Annotated in this window: 14 protein-coding genes; 8 read left to right on the top strand and 6 right to left on the bottom strand. The window is 72.0% G+C overall.

Going from position 1 to position 18429, the window contains the following annotated elements; translation table 11 throughout:
* Positions 1–80 precede the first annotated feature (80 nt).
* Together ABEB03_RS12140 and ABEB03_RS12145 are read right to left on the bottom strand one after the other, a co-directional pair.
* Positions 81–1586 carry a flavin-containing monooxygenase gene (locus tag ABEB03_RS12140; protein WP_345646216.1) on the bottom strand — a complete coding sequence of 502 codons (1506 nt, stop codon included), beginning with the start codon at positions 1584–1586 and terminating at the stop codon, positions 81–83.
* Between the two features lie 130 nt (positions 1587–1716).
* A complete protein-coding gene (locus ABEB03_RS12145; RefSeq protein ID WP_345646219.1) occupies positions 1717–2976 on the bottom strand; it encodes an MFS transporter in 1260 nt (419 codons plus the stop codon).
* Positions 2977–3337: 361 nt separating this feature from the next.
* On the opposite strand from ABEB03_RS12145, the gene ABEB03_RS12150 reads away from it, so the two are divergent.
* From ABEB03_RS12150 to ABEB03_RS12160, 3 genes are all read left to right on the top strand, one after another.
* Complete coding sequence (locus ABEB03_RS12150; RefSeq protein WP_345646222.1) at positions 3338–4303, top strand: ArsR/SmtB family transcription factor; 966 nt, start codon at positions 3338–3340, stop codon at positions 4301–4303.
* 34 nt (positions 4304–4337) lie between these two features.
* Positions 4338–4838, top strand: coding sequence for a glutathione peroxidase (locus tag ABEB03_RS12155; RefSeq protein WP_345646226.1), 501 nt, complete (start codon positions 4338–4340; stop codon positions 4836–4838).
* 112 nt (positions 4839–4950) lie between these two features.
* Positions 4951–5799 carry a MerR family transcriptional regulator gene (locus ABEB03_RS12160; protein WP_345646229.1) on the top strand — a complete coding sequence of 283 codons (849 nt, stop codon included), beginning with the start codon at positions 4951–4953 and terminating at the stop codon, positions 5797–5799.
* Between the two features lie 36 nt (positions 5800–5835).
* Here ABEB03_RS12160 and ABEB03_RS12165 read toward each other — a convergent pair whose 3' ends face one another.
* Both ABEB03_RS12165 and ABEB03_RS12170 read right to left on the bottom strand, forming a co-directional pair.
* Entirely contained in the window at positions 5836–7677 is a 1842-nt protein-coding gene (locus tag ABEB03_RS12165; protein ID WP_345646234.1) for an MFS transporter, read from the bottom strand.
* Between the two features lie 222 nt (positions 7678–7899).
* Entirely contained in the window at positions 7900–10539 is a 2640-nt protein-coding gene (locus ABEB03_RS12170; RefSeq protein WP_345646237.1) for a D-alanyl-D-alanine carboxypeptidase family protein, read from the bottom strand.
* A 419-nt stretch (positions 10540–10958) separates the two neighbouring features.
* Here ABEB03_RS12170 and ABEB03_RS12175 point away from each other — a divergent pair, with 419 nt between their 5' ends.
* The 3 genes from ABEB03_RS12175 (at position 10959) to ABEB03_RS12185 (ending at position 13412) form a co-directional block, all read left to right on the top strand.
* Positions 10959–11714, top strand: coding sequence for a GOLPH3/VPS74 family protein (locus tag ABEB03_RS12175; RefSeq protein ID WP_095934988.1), 756 nt, complete (start codon positions 10959–10961; stop codon positions 11712–11714).
* Between the two features lie 335 nt (positions 11715–12049).
* Complete coding sequence (locus tag ABEB03_RS12180) at positions 12050–12907, top strand: helix-turn-helix domain-containing protein (RefSeq protein ID WP_345646242.1); 858 nt, start codon at positions 12050–12052, stop codon at positions 12905–12907.
* 295 nt (positions 12908–13202) lie between these two features.
* Positions 13203–13412 carry a DUF397 domain-containing protein gene (locus ABEB03_RS12185; RefSeq protein WP_028802749.1) on the top strand — a complete coding sequence of 70 codons (210 nt, stop codon included), beginning with the start codon at positions 13203–13205 and terminating at the stop codon, positions 13410–13412.
* Positions 13413–13563: 151 nt separating this feature from the next.
* Here ABEB03_RS12185 and ABEB03_RS12190 read toward each other — a convergent pair whose 3' ends face one another.
* Complete coding sequence (locus ABEB03_RS12190; protein ID WP_345646247.1) at positions 13564–14427, bottom strand: hypothetical protein; 864 nt, start codon at positions 14425–14427, stop codon at positions 13564–13566.
* Positions 14428–14571: 144 nt separating this feature from the next.
* On the opposite strand from ABEB03_RS12190, the gene ABEB03_RS12195 reads away from it, so the two are divergent.
* A complete protein-coding gene (locus tag ABEB03_RS12195; RefSeq protein ID WP_345646250.1) occupies positions 14572–15357 on the top strand; it encodes an SDR family oxidoreductase in 786 nt (261 codons plus the stop codon).
* A gap of 346 nt (positions 15358–15703) precedes the next feature.
* Positions 15704–17278, top strand: coding sequence for a sodium:solute symporter family protein (locus ABEB03_RS12200; protein ID WP_345646253.1), 1575 nt, complete (start codon positions 15704–15706; stop codon positions 17276–17278).
* 8 nt (positions 17279–17286) lie between these two features.
* Here the strand turns inward: ABEB03_RS12200 and ABEB03_RS12205 are convergent, their stop codons facing one another.
* Positions 17287–18402, bottom strand: a complete 1116-nt coding sequence (locus ABEB03_RS12205) for an ADP-ribosylglycohydrolase family protein (RefSeq protein ID WP_345646256.1) — start codon at positions 18400–18402, stop codon at positions 17287–17289.
* Between the last annotated feature and the right edge of the window lie 27 nt (positions 18403–18429).

Here is an 18429-nt window from a genome sequence, read left to right on the forward strand (position 1 = left end):
TGTGGCGACGACGCCGCGAAGTTAGCTGGCGGACACGGAGAGTGTCAACGCCCGTCCGGAGAGTGGCCGGTCGGGGCGCGTCAGGGACGCGGCGCGCGGATCAGGTGGTACTCGGACGGGTCCACACGGCGGGTCCGTTCCGCGTACTCGCCCATGTAGCCGGGCCAGTTGGCGACGTTGCGGCCGTCGGCCGTGCGGTACCAGGAGGTGCAGGCGGTCCATGCGGTGCCCGCGAACCGGGCCCGCAGCCGCTCCAGCCCGCGCGCCTGGGCCTCGGCACGCACGTCGAGGGCCGCCGCTCCGGTCCGCAGGGTCAGTTGCAGGGCCCGGCGGACGTAGCCGGCCTGCGCCTCCAGGAAGAACAGGATGGAGCCGCCGGAGGTGTTGGTGTTGGGGCCGTACATCAGGAACATCGACGGGAAGCCGGAGACGGTGATGCCCAGGTGGGCCTGGGCGCCGTCGGACCAGGCCTCCTCGACCGAACGGCCGCCGCGGCCCGTGACCCGCATCGGCAGCATGAAGGTGTTGGTGCGGAAGCCGGTCGCGTAGATCACGCAGTCGACGTCGTGGCGGCGGCCGTCGGCGGTGACGGGGCCCTCCGGTTCCATCCGCACGATCCGGTCCGTCACCAGTTCCGTGTTCGGGCGCCGCAGGGCCGGCAGGAAGTCCGAGCTGAGCAGGACCCTCTTGCAGCCGAAGGGGTGGTCGGGCCACGCCTTGCGGCGCAGTTCCGGGTCGGGGAGCTGACGGCGCATGTGGGCGGCGGAGAGAGCGGCGCCGATCCGGCCCACGGTGCGGGGGTGGCGGACGCACAGGGTGATCAGCTCGATGCCGTGGTGGAGCAGCCCGCGCCAGGCCCGGCGCGCCACGGGCAGGCGGCGCAGCACCCGGGCCAGGAGGGCGGGAGTGGGGCGGTCGCTGCGCGGCAGGAACCAGTTGCCCGTCCGCTGGAAGACCGTCAGCCGGGCGGCCTGCGGGGCGATCTCGGGGACGAGCTGGGCGGCGCTCGCGCCGGTCCCGATCACCGCCACGCGCTTTCCCCGCAGGTCGTAGGTGTCGTCCCAGCGCGCGGAGTGGAAGCTGCGGCCGGCGAAGCGGGACAGCCCCTCGACGGCGGGGAAGGACGGCTTGTCCAGCTGCCCGGTCGCCAGCACCAGCGCGTCGGCCACCCGCTCCTCGTACGGCCCGGTCGTGTCCGTACGGCGGCTGCGCACCGTCCAGGTGCAGGTGCGGTCGTCCCAGGTGCAGGCGGTGACCTCGGTGCCGGTGACGATGCGCGGGGTGATGCCGAGAGAGTCCGCCGTCCGCCTCAGGTAGGCGAGGATCTCCGGCTGGTGCGAGAACAGATGGGTCCAGTCGGGGCGTTGGGCGAAGGAGTACGAGTACAGATGACTCGGTACGTCGCAGGCGGCGCCCGGGTAGCGGTTGTGGTGCCAGGTGCCGCCGGGCGCGGGCGCCGCCTCCAGCAGGGTGACGTCGTCCAGTCCGTGGCGCAGGAGCTCGGCGGCGACCGCGATGCCGCCGAAGCCCGCGCCCACGACGATCACCCTCGGCCTGCGCCCGTCACGCTCGCGTCCGTCGTCCACGCGGCCAAGCTAGCCCGCCCGCGCGCGGGGCGACAGACGGCCACGGGCGCGGGGGACCCCGACAGCCCTGGGGGCGACGGCGGCCGGAGGGGGACACCCGCGGCCAGGGCCGGCCTGCCGGCCCTGACGCCTACGCCGATTCCGGTGCCTGCTCCGGCTCCCGTGGCGCGGCCGGACCGGGCCGAGGCTCACCGACCGGCCCCGGCTCCGGGTCCGGGCCAGAGCGCGCGGGCCGTCGTCGTGCGGGGACCGCGGCCAGTGTCAGCGTCGCCGCCAGCGACGCGAGCGCCATCACCGTCATCGCCGCGCCGGGCGAGGCCAGCTGGGCGACCGTCCCCGCCACCGTCGCGCTGACGCCCTGGAAGGTGAGCATGCCCGAGGAGTGCAGGCCCAGGGCGTGGCCGCTCAGCTCGTCCGGGGTCAGCGACATCAGCTGCTCCTGCTGGATGAGACTGGCGCCGAAGCCGACCGAGGCGACGGCGACGCAGACCGCCGTGACGGCCGTGCCCGGCCGCAGCGCGAACAGCAGGTACGGGGCCGCCAGAAGCAGCAGGCAGGGGATGCCGAGGCGGCGGCGGACCGCCGGCGGGACGAAGCGGCCGATCGTCACGTCGCCCACGAACATGCCGAACGCCGCGGACGCGAAGAGCACGCCGGCCCGGTCGGGGGCGTACGACACGAACAGGGACTCGCAGCCGACGATCAGGCCGTTGGGGATCCACAGGAGCAGATAGGTCGTCCGGCGCCGGGGCGAGGACCACAGGAGCGCGTTGGTGCGCCAGGTCTGCGCGACCGAGGGGCGGCCGGTGGCCCGAGGCGCCCGGCGGGCCATGCCGAGGCGGACGGTCAGGGCCGACCCGAGGTACAGGACCGCCGCCGTCGCCAGGGTCACCTGCGCGGAGAGCAGCGTGACCAGGGCGGCGCCCGTCATGTAGCCGGTGATCTGCATGAGGCCGTTGACCATGTTGAAGACCGAACGGCCCAGCAGGTATCCCTCCTTGGGGAGGATCTCGTTGAGCAGGCCCCAGCGGACCCCGCCGCCGAGCGAGGAGACGAGGCCGAGGACGGCGATGAGGGCGAAGACCGTCCCGACGGGCAGTCCGGGCGTCGCCATCACGGCCGTGCCGACGGCGAACGACAGCGCGATGCCGGTCAGGGTGGCGCGCGGTGCCAGCCGGTCGGCCGCGGACAGCAGGGTGGCCGCGCCGGCCACCTGGGCCAGCTGCGGGCCGAACATGCTCACGGCCGACAGCAGGGGCGATTCCGTCGCCCTGTACACCAGCGTGCCGATGGCCAGGCCGCCGATCGTCGAGGCCGCCGCGTGGAGGGCGGAGGAGAGGAAGAGGGGGGTGAACTCCCGGGTGCGGAAGAGGTCCGAGTAGCTGCGCATGCGCGGAGTCTGGGGCGAGCCGCGGGGCGGTCGATATTGTTTCGCGCGGGAGCGAAACCAACGGCCACGGACCGGACGGCGGACGGCCCCGCGCCGGGAACGGACCGCTCCTGACGGCGGACGGCCACCGCGGGACGGCCGCGGACCGGACCAGGCGGTGGACGGACCCCGAAACGGACACGGACCGGACCAGGCGGCGGACAGTCCCCGAAACGGACACGGACCGGACCGCGCGGCGAACAGGCGTCGCGACGGGCGGTCCGGGAACGACGGACGGGCCCCCGGAACACGGACGGTCCGCGGAACACGAACGGGCCCCCGAACAAGGGCGGGCCCCGGAGCACGGACGGAGGGTGCGCGCATGGGCTGGTGGCAGGTCAACGCCGACACCCTCGCCGGCAGCCGTTTCGCGCTGTCCCCGCTCGCCGAGACCTTCGCGGCCCTGAAGACGCTGGAGTCGGGGACCGCCTCGCACCCCGGCGAGCGGCGATGGCTGCGGGCCCATCTGCCCGCCTACCGGGGTCGGCTGGCCGCCGACCCGCTCACCGCCGTGCTGATCCGCTCCGGGCTCGGGCGGGAGTGGATCGCCGACTTCCTGACCCCGACCCCGTACGGCGACGAGCCCTTCGAGGTGGAGATCGCCAGGGTGCGCGAGACCCCGCCGCGGGCGGCGCGCGCGCATCTCGCCGTCTCGCTCGGCGGCCCGCTGCCCGCCGCTCTGGCGGACCGCGACGACCTGCCCGGGCGCGCCGCCGATCTCCTCACGCACGTGTGGGAGGAGTACGTACGCCCGGACTGGGAGCGGCGGCGGCGCGTCCTGGAGGCGGACGTGGTGGCACGGACCGCGCACCTGAGCCAGGGCGGCTGGGCCGCGGCGCTGGACGCGCTGCGGCCGGGGACGCGGTGGCTCGGCGACAACCGGCTCCAGGTGAACCTCCACGAGTATCCGCCGCGGGAGATCTCCGGTGCCCAGCTGCTGTTCGTGCCCGTCACCCCGAAGGCCGGGTGGGTGTCCTGGGAGGACCCGCACCGGTACGCCGTCGTCTACCCCTGCACGGGCGTCCTCGCGGACGGACGGGCCGAGGCGGTGCCGCAGAGCCTCGGCGCGCTCCTGGGGACGGCGCGCGCCGGGGTGCTCGTGCTCCTGGACTCCCCCATGTCGACGAGCCAGCTGGTCGCGGTGACCGGGCAGGGGCTGGGTTCGGTCGGACGTCATCTGAAGGTGCTGCTGGACGCCCGGCTCGTCGAGCGGCGGCGGGCGGGGCGGTCGGTGCTGTATTCGCGGACGGCGGCCGGCGAGGTGCTCGTCACGGCCCAGCGCGACTGACGGTCCTGTCACCGGACGGAGTTAGCATCCGCTCATGACTACTGACCATTCTGTGCTCGACATCGAGATCGGGGCCCTCCAGGGCGGCTCCGCCGACCTCAAGCAGTACCGCGGCAAGGCCGTGCTCATCGTGAACGTCGCCTCCAAGTGCGGGCTGACCCCGCAGTACGCGGGCCTGGAGCGCCTCCAGGAGCGTTACGCCGGCCAGGGCTTCACCGTGCTCGGCGTGCCCTGCAACCAGTTCATGGGCCAGGAGCCCGGCACCTCCGAGGAGATCGCCGAATTCTGCTCGGCGACGTACGGCGTGACCTTCCCGATGACCGAGAAGGTCGAGGTGAACGGCGACGGGCGGCACGGCCTCTACGAGGGTCTGGTGGGCACCGCGGACGCCGAGGGCCACAGCGGTGACATCCGCTGGAACTTCGAGAAGTTCCTGATCGGGCGCGACGGCACAGTCGTCGGCCGTTTCTCGCCGCAGACCGAGCCGGAGTCGGCGGAGGTCGTGGCGGCGGTGGAGAAGCAGCTCGCCGCCTGACGTCGTTGACCTTGCCCCTGGGGCAGGGGGGAGCGTCCTCGTCACCGGGCGGAAGGCGCCCGGTGACGGAGGTGACGAGGGGCGAACCGGGCCCAGGGGAAGGGGGTGCGCCGTGGACGGGGAACTGCTCACCATCGGCGCGTTCGCCGCTCGGGCCAGGCTGTCCGCGAAGGCGCTCAGGCTGTACGACCGGCTGGGACTGCTGACCCCGGCGCACGTCGACGAGGTCAGCGGCTACCGCTACTACCGCGTCGGCCAGGTCGAGCGGGCCCGGCTCGTCGTGCTGCTGCGCCGGCTCGACATGCCGCTCGCCCGGATCGCCGAGGTGGTGGAGGCGGAGGGGTCCGCCGCCGCCTCGCTCCTCGGCGCGTACTGGGACGACGCCGAGGAACGCTTCGCCTCGCAGCGGGCGCTCGCCGCGTACCTCCGTGGACGGCTGTCCGGGAGGAGTTCGCAGATGTACGAGAAGTTCGTGGTCGAGACCGTCGAGGTGCCCGAGCGGGTGGTGCTGACGGAGACACGGCATGTCCTGGCCACCGAGCTGCCGGTGTGGATCCCCGCCTCGCTGGGGCGGCTGGAGGAGGGCGCCCGCGCCTGCGGAGGGTTCGACGGGCCGCCCTTCGTCGTCTACTACGCGGAGGTCAGCACGGAGAGCGACGGGCCCGTGGAGGCCTGCGTGCCGGTCGCGGACGCCGACGCCGCGCGGGCATGGGTCCAGGCGCAGGGGCGGGCCAGGGAGATCAAGGTCCGTGTCGAGCCGGCGCAGCGTCTGGCCTACGCCCGGATCCCCAAGGCACAGGTCGCCTATCCGCAGATCCACGTGGCCTTCGAGGCCGTCGAGGCGTGGATCGCCGAACGGGGACTGTCGTACGACGGTCCCTGCCGGGAGGTGTACTTCGCCGACTGGGACGCCGCCGGGCCCGAGGACCCGGTGTGCGACGTGGCGTTCCCCGTGAAGTGAGCCGGCGCGGGCCGGCGGGGCGTGGGCCCCGCCGGGTCAGCGCATTTCCTCCGGGCAGGGCGTGCCGCGGGGCAGCTGGTACGGCGCGGCCAGGCGGTAGGTGCCCGGCTTCGGGGCCAGCAGCTCCGTCCACTTGTCGCCCGCCGGGGTCTCCTCGGTCGGCATCAGGCAGCCGTTGAGGTTGTCGTACGTCTTGGGGGTGCTGTCCTCGCGGTGCTTGGACTCGTCGGTCTCCTGCGGGGGCTGCACGCTCTTGCCCTTGTCGTCGACGATGCTCAGCCACGGCGAGTAGGGGACGCGGATCAGGATGCGGCCCGCCTTCTTCACCTCGATCGTCATCTCGCCCTGTTCGGCGCGCTCGACGACGGCGTCGGGCTCGGCGAGCTGGACGGGGTCGGTGACGGCGAACAGCTGCCAGTTCGCGTCGCCCCAGATCTGCCGCAGGTAGGGCATGCCCCGCTGGACGAGCTGGCGTTCGCGTTCCCCGCCGTCGCCGTCGGGCTCGTCCTTGGGCAGCACGACGTAGTGGATGGCCCAGCGCTGGAGCCACTCGTGGTAGTTCGCCGAGTTGAGGGTGTCGTCGTAGAAGAGCGGGTTGCGCTCCATGTCGGCCTGACGGTTCCAGCCGCGGGCGAGGTTCACGTAGGGGGCGAGGGCGGACGCCTCGCGGTGGGAGCGGGCGGGGACGACCTCGACGCGGCCCTTCTCGGCGCCCACCACCTGGAGCTGGTTGACGAGGGGGGCGAGCTCGCGGGCCCAGGACGCGGCGGGGGTCGTGTGGATGATGTCGTCGACCGACTTGACGCCGATCCAGGTGGTGAACCCGACGAAGGTGACGACGATCGCGTACCACTTGCGGGAGCGCGGCACGGTGAAGGGCAGTGCCGCCAGCAGGGCGACGCCCCCGAAGAGCATGGCCAGGCGGGTGATGTTGGAGCCGATCTGCGAGCTGATCAGCCAGACGAGGACGACGGCGGTGCCGTACACGGCCGCCGTGATGCGGACCGTCGTCCACTCCTTGGGAACGAGGAAGAAGACGAACCCGGCGTACAGGAAGGGCAGGATGACCGAGTAGATGGTCATCGGCTGGGTGCCGGAGAAGGGGAACAGCCAGGCCGACACCGCCACCACGATCGTCGGGGCGATCCCCAGGGCGTAGGCACCGGGACGGCGCTTCTGGAGGAAGAGCGCGACGGCGACCAGGCCCACGAACAGTCCGGCCACCGGTGACGCGGCGGTGGCGAGCGCGGCGAGCGGCGCCGCGCACAGCGCCTTCGCCCAGCGTTTGTAGCGCCAGCGGTAGGGCCAGCAGAACACGACGGCCGTAGCGGCGAGCGCGAACACCATGCCGAGGCCGTAGGTCACACGGCCCGAGATGGCGTTGCACAGCAGCGCGAAGATCCCGGCGAGGGCCGGCCACAGCGGATTGCGCACCGCACGGCTGCGGATCAGGATCAGCATCAGCAGGCCGGCGGATATCGTCCCCGCGATCATCATGGTCGTACGGACGCCGAGCACGGACATCAGGTACGGCGACACCACGCTGTACGACACCGGGTGCATCCCGCCGTACCAGGCGAGGTTGTACGCGGAGTCCGGGTGACGCCCGACGAACTCCGCCCAGGCGTCCTGCGCCGCCAGATCCCCGCCGCTGTTCGCGAACGTGAAGAACCAGGCGAGGTGGAGCACGCCCGAGAGGACGGTGGCCAGGGTGACGGGGTGCCGCAGGAAGCGGCTCAGCCGGGTGCCGTGCTCCTGCTCCCGGGCGCCGGGGTCGTCACCGGCCTCCTCGGTCGTGCGGGAGCGCAGCGGTATTCGCGGACCCGTGCCCGGGCCCGGATCGGCGTCGTCGGCGTGTGTCGGCTGCGCTGTCGCCACTGCAAGGCACTCCCCGTGTCCCATTTTCCCGTTCTCGTCCGGGACCCGCGGCCCGCGGCGAGCAGCCCCGACCTCGCGACGCTAGCACGCACCCCGCCGGGTGGCGCCCGGGTGGGGCGCCCTCGACGGGGTGCGGGGCGTGTGCTCGTACCCGGAGTACGTCACCGACGTGTGTGCGGGTACGTCATCGGTGCGTACGTCCGTCCGGGCGACGGCGGCGGCTCAGCCGATGCGCGTCAGCTTCGCGCCGAAGCCGGGTTCCGCGAGGTCCGACTGGAGCGCCACGGGGATCTTCACGGCGTGGCTGGACCCGTCGCCGACCGTCAGTTCGCCGACGACCGTGCCGGCCTTGCCGGAGTGCGGGACCGCGTCCTTGCCTTCGCCGATCGACAGCTTCGTCCTCAGGCCCGGCCAGCCGATCGCCGTCATGTCCTTGGTCGCGACGACCGGGGTCCGGCCGCCGAGCTGGTCGTCCACGTAGCCGACGACCTGTCCCTTCTCGACCACCTTGGCGGTGGTGAGGCTCTTCTGGACCTTGTCGATCAGCTTCTGGCTGTTGACGAGCGCCAGGTGGAGGCTGTCCCACACCTTGCCGGTTCCGGCGTTCTGGTTCATGACCGCGCCGTAGACGGTCTGGGTCTTGCCGTTCACCGTCTTGGTCGCGGCCCACACCAGGTTGCCGCCCGCGGGCGTGGACGAACCGGTCTTCAGGCCGATCACCCCGACCTGCTGCACCAGCAGGTCGTTGTTGTTGTAGATGGGCTTGTCGAGGCCGGGGATCTTCGCGCTGGCCATCCCGACGATGCCGCGGAACACGTCGTTCTGCATGACCTCCTTGGCCAGCTTGAGCTGGTCGGTGGCCGTGCTCACCGTCGTCTTCTGCAGACCGCTCGGGTCGGTGTACGTCGTGTTCGTCATGCCCAGCTCGTCGGCCGCGGCGTTCATCTTGGCGACGAAGCTCTTGTTGTCGGAGTCCCAGCGGGCCAGCAGCCGCGCCGCGTTGTTGCCCGACGGGATCATCAGCATCTGGAGCATCTGGCGCTCGGTGAACTGCTGGCCCTTCGACATCGCCGCGGTCGACTCGTCCGGCAGCTTCGACTCGTCCTCGGCCTGCTGGTCGACGGTGATCTTCTCGCCGCTCTCGTCCCCCTTGAGGGGGTGCTCCTGGAGGATCACGTACGCCGTCATGATCTTGGCGACGCTCGCGATGGGCGCGGGCGTCTGCTTGCCGTCGGTGCCGAGGCTGCCGACGCCCTCCACCTCGATCGCCGACTGCCCCTGGCCGGGCCAGGGCAGGTCGAGGGAGCCTCCGTCGAAGGTGTACGTCTCGTCGGCGGTCAGCGCGAGCGACGCCGCCGGGAGCGGGCGCACGGCCTGCGCGACTGCAAAGATCACGGCGAGCAGCAGGACCAGCGGGGTCCAGATCTTGACCCGCCGCACGATCGTGCGGACCGGAGTCTGCGGGGGCGGCGGCGTGTTCGTCAGCTCCGCCAGGAGGTCCAGCGGCGGCTTGGGCGGCAGCGGTTGCTGGGTGGTGCGCTCGGGGCCGACCTGCGGGAGGGCGGCGGTCGCGTCCGCGGCGGGCCTGGTGGCGGTGCCGGGCGCGGGCTCGACGGGCTTCGGCTTCGCCGGGGCGGGCTCGTCGAGGGGCTTGAGCGCGACGAACCTGCTGGTGCGCTCGGCGGCGGGCTCGGGCTTCGCGGCCGGCTTGTCGGCAGGCTTCGCGGGGGCCTTGCCGGCGGGCTCGTCCCCGGGCTTCGCGGGGGCCTTGCCGGCGCCCGGCTTGGTGCCGCCGCCCAGCTTGAGCATCGTCGTGGGCTGGTCCACGGCGGGCGGCCGCGGAGCCTTGAAGATGGCGGTGGGCTGGTCGACGGGGGGCTCGGCGTCGGCCGGGGACTTGGCGTCGGTGCCGGAGCCCGCGTCAGCGGGAGCCTTGGCGTCCACCGACCGCTCGGAGCCGTCCGAGGACTTGGCGTCGGCGGGGGCGTCGCTGCCGGCGGGAGCCTCGACGTCGGCGGGAGCCTTCGCCTCGGTGGAGTCGGCGGGAGCCTCGGCGCCGGCCGGAGACTTGGCATCCTCCGGGGACTTGGCGTCCTCCGGGGACTTGGCGTCCTCCGGGGTCTCCGCGTCCACGGCAGGCTTCGCGTCCGCAGGGTCCTCGGCGTCCGCGGATTCCTTGGGGGAGTCCTCGGGCGCGCTCCCCGGGCGCCCGGAGGCGGCGGCCTCGTCCGGGCGGGCGGCGTCCGCCCCGGACTTGGGCTCGGGGTCGGACTCGGCCGTGTCGTCGGCGGCCGTGTCGTCGTCGGCAGCCGTGCCGGACACCACGTCGTCCCGGGGCTCGTCCCCGGACGCGTCCGTGGCGGCGTCGGTGTCGGCAGCCGCGTCCGCGGCCTCCCCGGCGGCGTCGGCACCCGTCGCTGACGCTCCGTCAGCGTCTGCGGAGTCGGCCGCGGAGCCGGAGCCCGAGTCGGCGTCGATGCCGGCGTCGGCAGCGTCGTCGGAGCCCGCGTCGGCGCCATCGTTCGCTGCGCCATCGGCCTCATCGGCGTTATCGGCGTCGTCGGCACCGCCGGCGTCACGCCCCGCCTCCCCCGCCCCGGCCGACGTCCCGGCCCCGGCGGGCTCACCGGCTGCCGCCGGCGTCTCCTCGTCCGTACCGGCCACCCACGCGGCCACGGCCGCGCGCAACCGGGCGTCACCCGCGGACCCGCCCTCGCCGGACCCGGCGGACTCGTCGGCGGCGTCCGTGGAGTCCACGGTGTCCACCGACGCGGGAACCGGCGCGGCAGCCGACTCGGCCTCCGTCACCGCCCGTTCCGCGGTGACCGCCTTCGTGGAGAACACCGCCGTCGCCTGATCCACCCGTACCGTGGCCGCCCTCTCGCGGGCCATCGCCACGCGGGGGTCGGCCGAAGCCGGAGCCGTGGACGGACTCGACGCGGCCCCGCGCGCCGGACCCGGAACCGCAGCCGGGGTCACCGGCGTCGGTTCTGCCGACGGCGCCGACGACTCGTGCTGCTTCGACCTGTCGGGGGACTCGCCCGCCACCGATGCCTCCTCCATGCGACGCACGCCCCGTGCGTCCAACCCAACCGTTGCCCGTTGAACCGCCGCCCGAACACCGCTGTCCGAACCATGTACCAGTGTCCTGTGTGAGGGCTTGGCCCCTGTGGTAGACGAGAACGACATACCTACTGGTTCCACTGCATTCCGGTCACGCACTCTCGACAGACCGATGTGAGAGGGGTCACCCTGTCATTCATCCACGCGGGGAGGCATGGATGGGCAGGAGCCGCAGAACACTTCCGGAGGAGCTTCTGCTGCTGGCGTTGGACCCGACAACGGGTACCACCGCACAGCCGCAGTCGCTCGACCTCGGTCTGGCCGGAGCACAGCTAGTGGAGCTGGCGCTGGCCGGACGGATAGCCCCAGACGGGGATCGTATCGCCGTGGTGGCGCCACGGCCGACAGGAGATCCGACACTGGACTGTGCGTTGGAGTTGCTTCGCCGCCGCGGAGCACCCGTACGCGCGGTCAACTGGATTGGCGGACCCCGGTTGGGGCTGCGCCAGACCTACCTCTCGCATCTGGAGAGGTGCGGCATGGTCCATGCCGTGGCCGGCCAGATGTGCGGGGTGCTGCCGACGACTCGCTACCAGGCGACGGACACGGCGATCAGCCGGGAGATCAGGTCCCGGCTGGACAGTGCGATCCGCACCGGCGTACCGCCGGACCCGCGGACCGCGGCGCTCGCCGCGCTGGCCCACGCGGTCGGACTCGGCAAGCACCTGTACCCGGGGAACGAGGGACGCTCGTCCCGCTCCCGGCTGCGGGATCTGATCAGGCATGACCCCATGGGCGGTCTCGTGGCCCACGCGGTCATGGACGTCCAGAACGGCGTGGCCGCTCAGCCTCGCCGCAACCCGGCACCGGCAGGCCGTCCGGCCACCGCCGGAGTCAGGTCCGCGCCGGAACCCGCCCGCGGTGTTCCGATGCAACCGCGCCGCGGTTCCATGGCGCGCGCCGTGGTGCACTGAGCCGCAGTCCCACGGCACCCCACAGCAGGACCAGCACCGCCGGAACCACCAGCACCGCCAGAACCTCAGCGCCGCACCGCAGTCCCCACGACCCGGTTCGGGAGCCGCTGGCTCGCGCGGGGCGATGAGGCCGTACGTCCGGACGACGACACGGCCCCAGCGCCCCGCGCGGCCGCATCCGGGGCCGCGGAGGCGCGCCGCCGCGCGGCGGATCGCCGAACTGGCGCGCACCCAGCGCATATCCGCTGTTTCCCAGCGGTAGAAAGCACCTTGGTGGCAATCTGCTCAACAGCAGATACGCAAAGTACAGGCCTGCAGCCGGAGGTGCACGTCCCGTGGCGTCCAATGTCAATCCCACCGTCCGGCGGCGCCGGCTGGGTCAGGAACTGCGCCGGCTCCGCGAACTGAAGGGCATGACGGCCGAAGAGGTCGCCGAGCGGCTGCTGGTCTCGCAGTCGAAGATCAGCCGGCTGGAGAACGGACGGCGCAGCATCAGCCAGCGGGACGTCCGTGACCTGTGCGGCGTGTACGAGGTCGAGGACCACCGGATCGTCGACTCCCTGATGCAGATGGCCAAGGACTCGCGCCAGCAGGGCTGGTGGCACTCCTTCGGCGACATCCCGTACAGCGTCTACATCGGCCTGGAGACGGACGCGGCCTCGCTGCGCGTGTACGACCCGCAGGTCGTCCCCGGCCTGCTGCAGACCCGGTCGTACGCCGAGGCCCTGATCGCGGGCGCGCTGCCGGAGACGGCGCCCGTCGACATCGACAAGCGGGTCCAGGTACGGATGAAACGGCAGGAACGAATCTCCGCGCCGGACAACCCGTTGCGCCTGTGGACGGTCCTCGACGAGGCCGCCCTGCGCCGTACCGTCGGCAACCGTTCCCTCATGCGCGACCAGTTGGAGCACCTCGTCGAGCAGTCCCAACTGCCGCACGTCACGGTGCAGGTGATCCCCTTCGACATGGGAGCGCACCCCGGGCTGAACGGCCAGTACGCGATCCTGGAGTTCCCCGACGCGGCGGACTCCAGCGTGGTGTACATCGAGGGCGTGACGAGCGACCTGTACCTGGAGAAGGCGAACGACGTCCAGAAGTACAGCGTGATGTACGAGCACCTGAGGGCCCAGGCCCTGAACGTGGAGCAGTCACGCCAGTTCATCGCGGACATCGCCAAGGAGCACGCGCGCTGAGGCGGGGGGCTCCGGACGTCGGGGACGGCCTCACGGAGGGGTCCTGACGGGAAGGTGCCGGACGATACACCTTCGCCCGGCCGGGGCGGAAGACCCCACTGGAATATGCCATCCAGTCGAGTGAATAGTCGCTTCGTCAGCCGATGTTGGCGAGTAGCGTCGATCACGCCACCGAACAACAACGTTGGCGCAAACCGGACTGCGGGTTCCGAAGCGGACCCGTGGTGCGGTGGCACCGCGTCGACCGCGTCGTCGGGGGTACTCACAGATGAACGACTGGCTTACTGGAGCGAACATGGCAATTCAGCAGGGCGCCACCGACACGTGGACCAAGTCTTCCTACTCCACCGGCAACGGCGCCTGCGTCGAGGTCAAGTCCCCTGTCCCCGCGGCGATGGCGGTACGGGACTCCAAGGTCCCCGCAGGCCCCACCCTGGCCTTCCCCGCGGACGCCTGGAACGTCTTCGTGGCCGAGGTGAGCCGTGGGGCCGCCGGCCTCGTCTGAGGCGCGACCCCACACCACGTCCGACACATGACCCGACACAACTTCATACGATCCACCGACAGAGCCCTCTCGACCGGCCCGCCGTCCTGGCCGAGGGGGCTCGGCTCTTTTCTCCCGCACCTGCGCCGGGTGGGGCGACCCCGCCCGCCGGCTAGCGCAGCCGGTCCACGTATCTGTCCGTCCCCGGCACCGTGGGGATGAAGGGCGCGACCAGCTCCACCCTGCCGAGCGCCCCCGAGTCCGGGCCACCGGCGGACGCGGCGGCCACCTCCGCGTCGAGCCCGGTGAAGCACTCCTCCCAGCAGTCCCGTGGGTCCGCCTCCAGGAACCACAGCAGTGTCAGCCGCGTGTCCACGCCCTCGACCTGCTTCACGTACGTCATCCGGTCGCCGGGCAGCGGCGTCGGGCTGAAGACGGTGACCATGGCGGCCGGTGAGCCCGCGAGGCGCTTGGGCAGGTGCCGGGAGCGCAGCCACTCCAGCAGTTCGGCGCGCCGCTCGGCGGACTCCGCGTCGACGACCTCCAGCACCAGCCCCGCGTAGGGGTGGTCCAGGGCGTGATGGTCGCGGGGCCCCGCGGCACCGTCGCGGTACACGGTGGCCTCGTGGTCCTGGAAGGCCGTGAAGACGTGCGTGCGGTCCTGGTAGACGCGGCCGTCGCGGTTGAGCCGCTTGTTGATGCCGACGGTCCACTTCATGTGGTCGTCGTAACGGCCCTCGGTGACCCAGTACGTGGAGAGGTAGCAGCCGGCGGTGACCGGCTGGGCGACCGCCGACTTCTCCGGGTAGCGCAGCAGTTGGAGATCGCGGGTGGCGACCCAGCGCCGACCCGCGTACATCCAGGGCATCGCCATCGCGCCCGCGTAGTAGTGGTCGTCCTCGTACCACCGGTTGTACGCGTACTCGTGGCCCGGGTGCGGTTCGACCATGGTGATCAGTGCATGGCCCGGACGGACGCCGTACGGGCCGAGGGCGGCCAGTTCGGCGTACGTCTCGCTGCGAGTCTCCTCCGACACGACGATCCCCTTCCTTCTTCCGCCGGACGCCCATACTCTGACGCTCCGTCAGACAATGCGCCAGAGGTACGGCAACCGACGGCGAGTGAGCCTCAGGCCCAGGCGCCCCGGAGGCGAACCGAGCCGAACGAAGGGGAGGCAGCGATGTCACTGCTCGCGGGCAGGACCGTCGTCGTGTCGGGCGTCGGGGCCGGACTCGGCCACCAGGTCGCGGCGGCGGTGGTGCGCGACGGGGGCCACGCGGTGCTCGGGGCGCGCACGGAGGCGAACCTCGCCAAGTCGGCGGCGGAGCTCGATCCGGACGGCTCGCACACGGCGTACCGAGCGACGGACATCACGGACGAGGGCCAGTGCGAGGCGCTTGCCGCACTGGCGACGGAACGGTTCGGGCGGATCGACGCGGTCATCCATGTCGCCGCCTGGGACAGCTACTTCGGCGGCCTGGAGGACGCCGACTTCGCGACCTGGCAGACGGTCATCGACGTGAACCTGCTGGGCACCCTGCGGATGACCCGGGCGTGCCTGCCCGCGCTGAAGGCACGGGGCGGCTCGGTCGTCATCATCGGCACGCAGTCGTCGGTGGCCGCGCCGAGCCAGGTGCGCCAGGCGGCCTACGCGGCGTCGAAGGGCGCGCTGACGAGTGCGATGTACTCACTCGCGCGGGAACTCGGACCGCACCGGATCCGGGTCAACACCGTGCTGCCCGGCTGGATGTGGGGGCCGCCGGTCGAGGCGTACGTGCAGTTCACGTCGCACACCGAGGGCGTGCCCGAGGCGGACGTGCTGCGGCGGCTCACCGAGCGGATGGCCCTGCCCGAGCTGGCCACGGACGGGGACGTGGCGGACGCCGCGGTGTTCCTGGCGTCCGACCGGGCGCGGGCGATCACGGGGCAGTCGCTGCTCGTGAACGCCGGCGAACTCATGCGGTAGTCACTGCTGTCGACCCTCCCTTCCCAGGCGTACGGGACCCGCATCCCGTACGGCTGTCGTCCGGTCGTCCTTCTTCGTGGGTCCGCCGGTCTGGCGAAGTGCCCGCTCATCGTGTGGTCCACGTCACGAGCACGACAACAGCCCGACGGGTAAAGTAGACGTAAAATCGTTCTGCTTTCTGATCTGCGTTCATATCTGTGACCGCGAAAGGTCTTGACCGGCCGGTCGGACCAGCGGTTCAATCCCCGAAGTCCCCGCTCCCGCACGGGGGCGCCGCCCCAGCGCGTACTGGCGAAGTGCCGTCCGGTATCAGCAGGTTCACAAGGCGGACCCCTGGAGGGGGCACATGAACGGTCTCGACTGGGCCGTCCTGGTCGCGTACTTCGGCGTGATGACAGCGATCGGCGTCTGGTCCCACAAGCGTGTGGACGATGTCAGCGACTTCTTCACCGCGGGCGGCAAGATGCCGTGGTGGCTGTCGGGCATCTCGCACCACATGTCGGGCTACAGCGCGGTGATGTTCACCGGTTACGCCGGCATCGCGTACACGTACGGCATCACGTCGTACGTCACCTGGGCCCTGCCCATCGCCATCGGCGTCGCCATCGGCGCCAAGGCCTTCGCACCCCGGCTCAACCGGCTGCGCTCGCGCCTGCACGTCGCCTCGCCCCTCGAATACCTCAAGGACCGCTACAACATACCGACGCAGCAGGCACTCGCCTGGTCCGGCATCCTGCTGAAGATCGTCGACGTCGGCGCGAAGTGGGCCGCCATCGCGACCCTCCTCAGCGTCTTCACCGGCGTCACGCTCACCCAGGGCATCATCATCACCGGCGGCATCACGGCGGTGTACTGCACGATCGGCGGGCTGTGGGCCGACGCGCTCACCGAACTCGGCCAGTTCGTCATCCAGTTGCTGGCCGGCCTCGCCATGCTGGTCATCGCGCTGAACAAGATCTCCGACCAGGGCGGCCTGTCCAAGGCGCTGGACTCGCCGAAGCTGGACGGCCACGCGGACGGCTTCGCGGGCCCGTACCTCACCGTGTTCTTCATCGCGTACCTGTTCATCAAGCTGTTCGAGTACAACGGCGGCATGTGGAACCAGGCCCAGCGCTACATGGCCACCGGCAGCGCCAAGCAGGCCACGCGCTCGGCGTTCCTGTCCGCCGGACTGTGGTTCGTGTGGCCGGTCATCCTGTTCATCCCCATGTGGCTGTCGCCGCTGCTCGTCACCGCGAAGAAGCCCGACGGCTCCGACGCGTACGGCCTGATGACCGAACAGCTGCTGCCCCACGGCCTGCTGGGGCTGGTCGTCGTCGGCTTCTTCTCGCACACGATGGCCATGTGCTCCTCGGACGCCAACGCGATCGCCGCCGTGTTCACCCGGGACGTCGTCCCGGTGCTGTCGAAGGCCGCACGAGCCTGGGACACCCGGACCGGGCTGATCGCGGGCCGCGTCACCACCGTCGCCTTCCTCGGCCTCTCGATGGCGGTGGCCACGCAGGTCAACTCCCCCACCTTCAAGGACATCATCACGGTCGTCATCAAGTGGGTGGCCGGCCTGATGGGTCCGATCGCGATCCCGTTCATCCTCGGACTGCTCCGCCCGTTCCGTAAGTCCGGGCCGACGGCGGCGCTGACCAGCTGGGCCTGCGGTCTGCTCGCGTTCTTCTTCGTCAACTACAACCTGGACTTCTCCCAGCGCACGGATGTGAAGCTGGAGTACCAGGTCGCCGTCCCGATGGTCATCTCCCTGGTCCTGTACATCCTCATCGGCCACCTGAGGCCCGAGGACACCCCGGAGCGGGACGCGATCATCGAGAAGATCAACACGGACGACGACACCGGCGGCGCGGCGGCGGCGATCCCGGCGCCCGCCGGGGCGGCCGACGGCGTGGTGGGAACCCCGACGAAGGACTAGGAGGCGGCTCAGCCCCGCGGATAGCGGGCGAGCCACCCGGGGGACGACCCGCCCGGCCCGTGCAGCGCGGGCCCCTGGGTCATCTCCATCGCGAAGTCGTCCGCGAGGACCAGCACGGTGGAACGGCCCTCCAGCTCGGCCAGCCAGGCCGGGGGGAGGGCCGTCTCGCCGTGCAGGGCGCCGAGCAGCCCGCCGGTGAGCGCCCCGGCGACACCCGACGGGCCCCCGTGGTTGACCGCGAGACGCAGCCCGTGGCGGATGTCCTCGCCGACCAGCGCGCAGTACACGGCGACCGCGAGCAGCCCCTCCGCGGTCGCGTTCCCGGCGAGTTCCTCCACCCGCCCCGGCGTCGGCATGCCCTGCCGGACGGCACCCAGCGCGTGCTGGAGGGCGTCCGTGACGGGCTGCTGTCCCGGCCGCGCGCCGAGCAGCCCGAGGGCCCGCTGCACACCGGCGTCCAGGCTCTCGCCGCGGGCCAGCGCGTGCACGATCACGGCGTACGCGCCCGCCGCCAGATAGGCCGCGGGATGCCCGTGCGTCTGCGCGGCGCACTCCACGGCCAGCTGCATCACCAGCTGCGGCTCCCAGCCGACGAGCAGTCCGAAGGGCGCCGAGCGGGCCGCGGCCTCCGGGCCGGCCTCACCGGGGTTCTTCGGCGCGTCGAGCGTGCCCATGATCTCGTCGCCGAAGCCGAGCAGACAGGATCTGGCCGGGTCACGGCGCGCGTACAGCCATTCCTCGCGGGCCAGCCAGCCGTCGTCCTTGCGGCGCTCGTCGGGCCCCCAGTCGCTCTGGGTGGCGGCCCACCGGCGGTAGGCCCGGTGCAGGTCCGTGGGCGGATGCCAGGCGCCCGTGTCGCGCCGCACCTGGGCGCGGACAAGTCCGTCGACGCTGAACAGCGTGAGCTGCGTGAGGTGGGTGACGGCGCCGCGTCTGCCGTACGCGGACGCCAGATCAGTCAGGCCCTCCGCACCGTACGCCTCGCGGATCTCCTCCAGGCCGAGCCCGTCGAGCGGTGCGCCCAGCGCGTCGCCCACGGCCGCCCCCAGCAGCGTGCCGCGCACCCTGCTGCGAAAGTCCTGCTGCTCGGTACGGCCCCAGACGGCACCGGCTGTCGCACCCACCGAGACCTCCCAGGCACCGTCCGCACG

This window comes from Streptomyces siamensis (assembly GCF_039543605.1).
Taxonomy (GTDB): domain Bacteria; phylum Actinomycetota; class Actinomycetes; order Streptomycetales; family Streptomycetaceae; genus Streptomyces; species Streptomyces siamensis.

What these genes read in the sequence shown, in the direction of transcription:
- ABEB03_RS12145 (WP_345646219.1), bottom strand. Translation starts at nt 2,976, where the DNA reads ATGCGCAGCTACTCGGACCTCTTCCGCACCCGGGAGTTCACCCCCCTC.
- ABEB03_RS12150 (WP_345646222.1), top strand. Translation starts at nt 3,338, where the DNA reads ATGGGCTGGTGGCAGGTCAACGCCGACACCCTCGCCGGCAGCCGTTTC.
- ABEB03_RS12155 (WP_345646226.1), top strand. Translation starts at nt 4,338, where the DNA reads ATGACTACTGACCATTCTGTGCTCGACATCGAGATCGGGGCCCTCCAG.
- ABEB03_RS12175 (WP_095934988.1), top strand. Translation starts at nt 10,959, where the DNA reads ATGGGCAGGAGCCGCAGAACACTTCCGGAGGAGCTTCTGCTGCTGGCG.
- ABEB03_RS12185 (WP_028802749.1), top strand. Translation starts at nt 13,203, where the DNA reads ATGGCAATTCAGCAGGGCGCCACCGACACGTGGACCAAGTCTTCCTAC.
- ABEB03_RS12195 (WP_345646250.1), top strand. Translation starts at nt 14,572, where the DNA reads ATGTCACTGCTCGCGGGCAGGACCGTCGTCGTGTCGGGCGTCGGGGCC.
- ABEB03_RS12200 (WP_345646253.1), top strand. Translation starts at nt 15,704, where the DNA reads ATGAACGGTCTCGACTGGGCCGTCCTGGTCGCGTACTTCGGCGTGATG.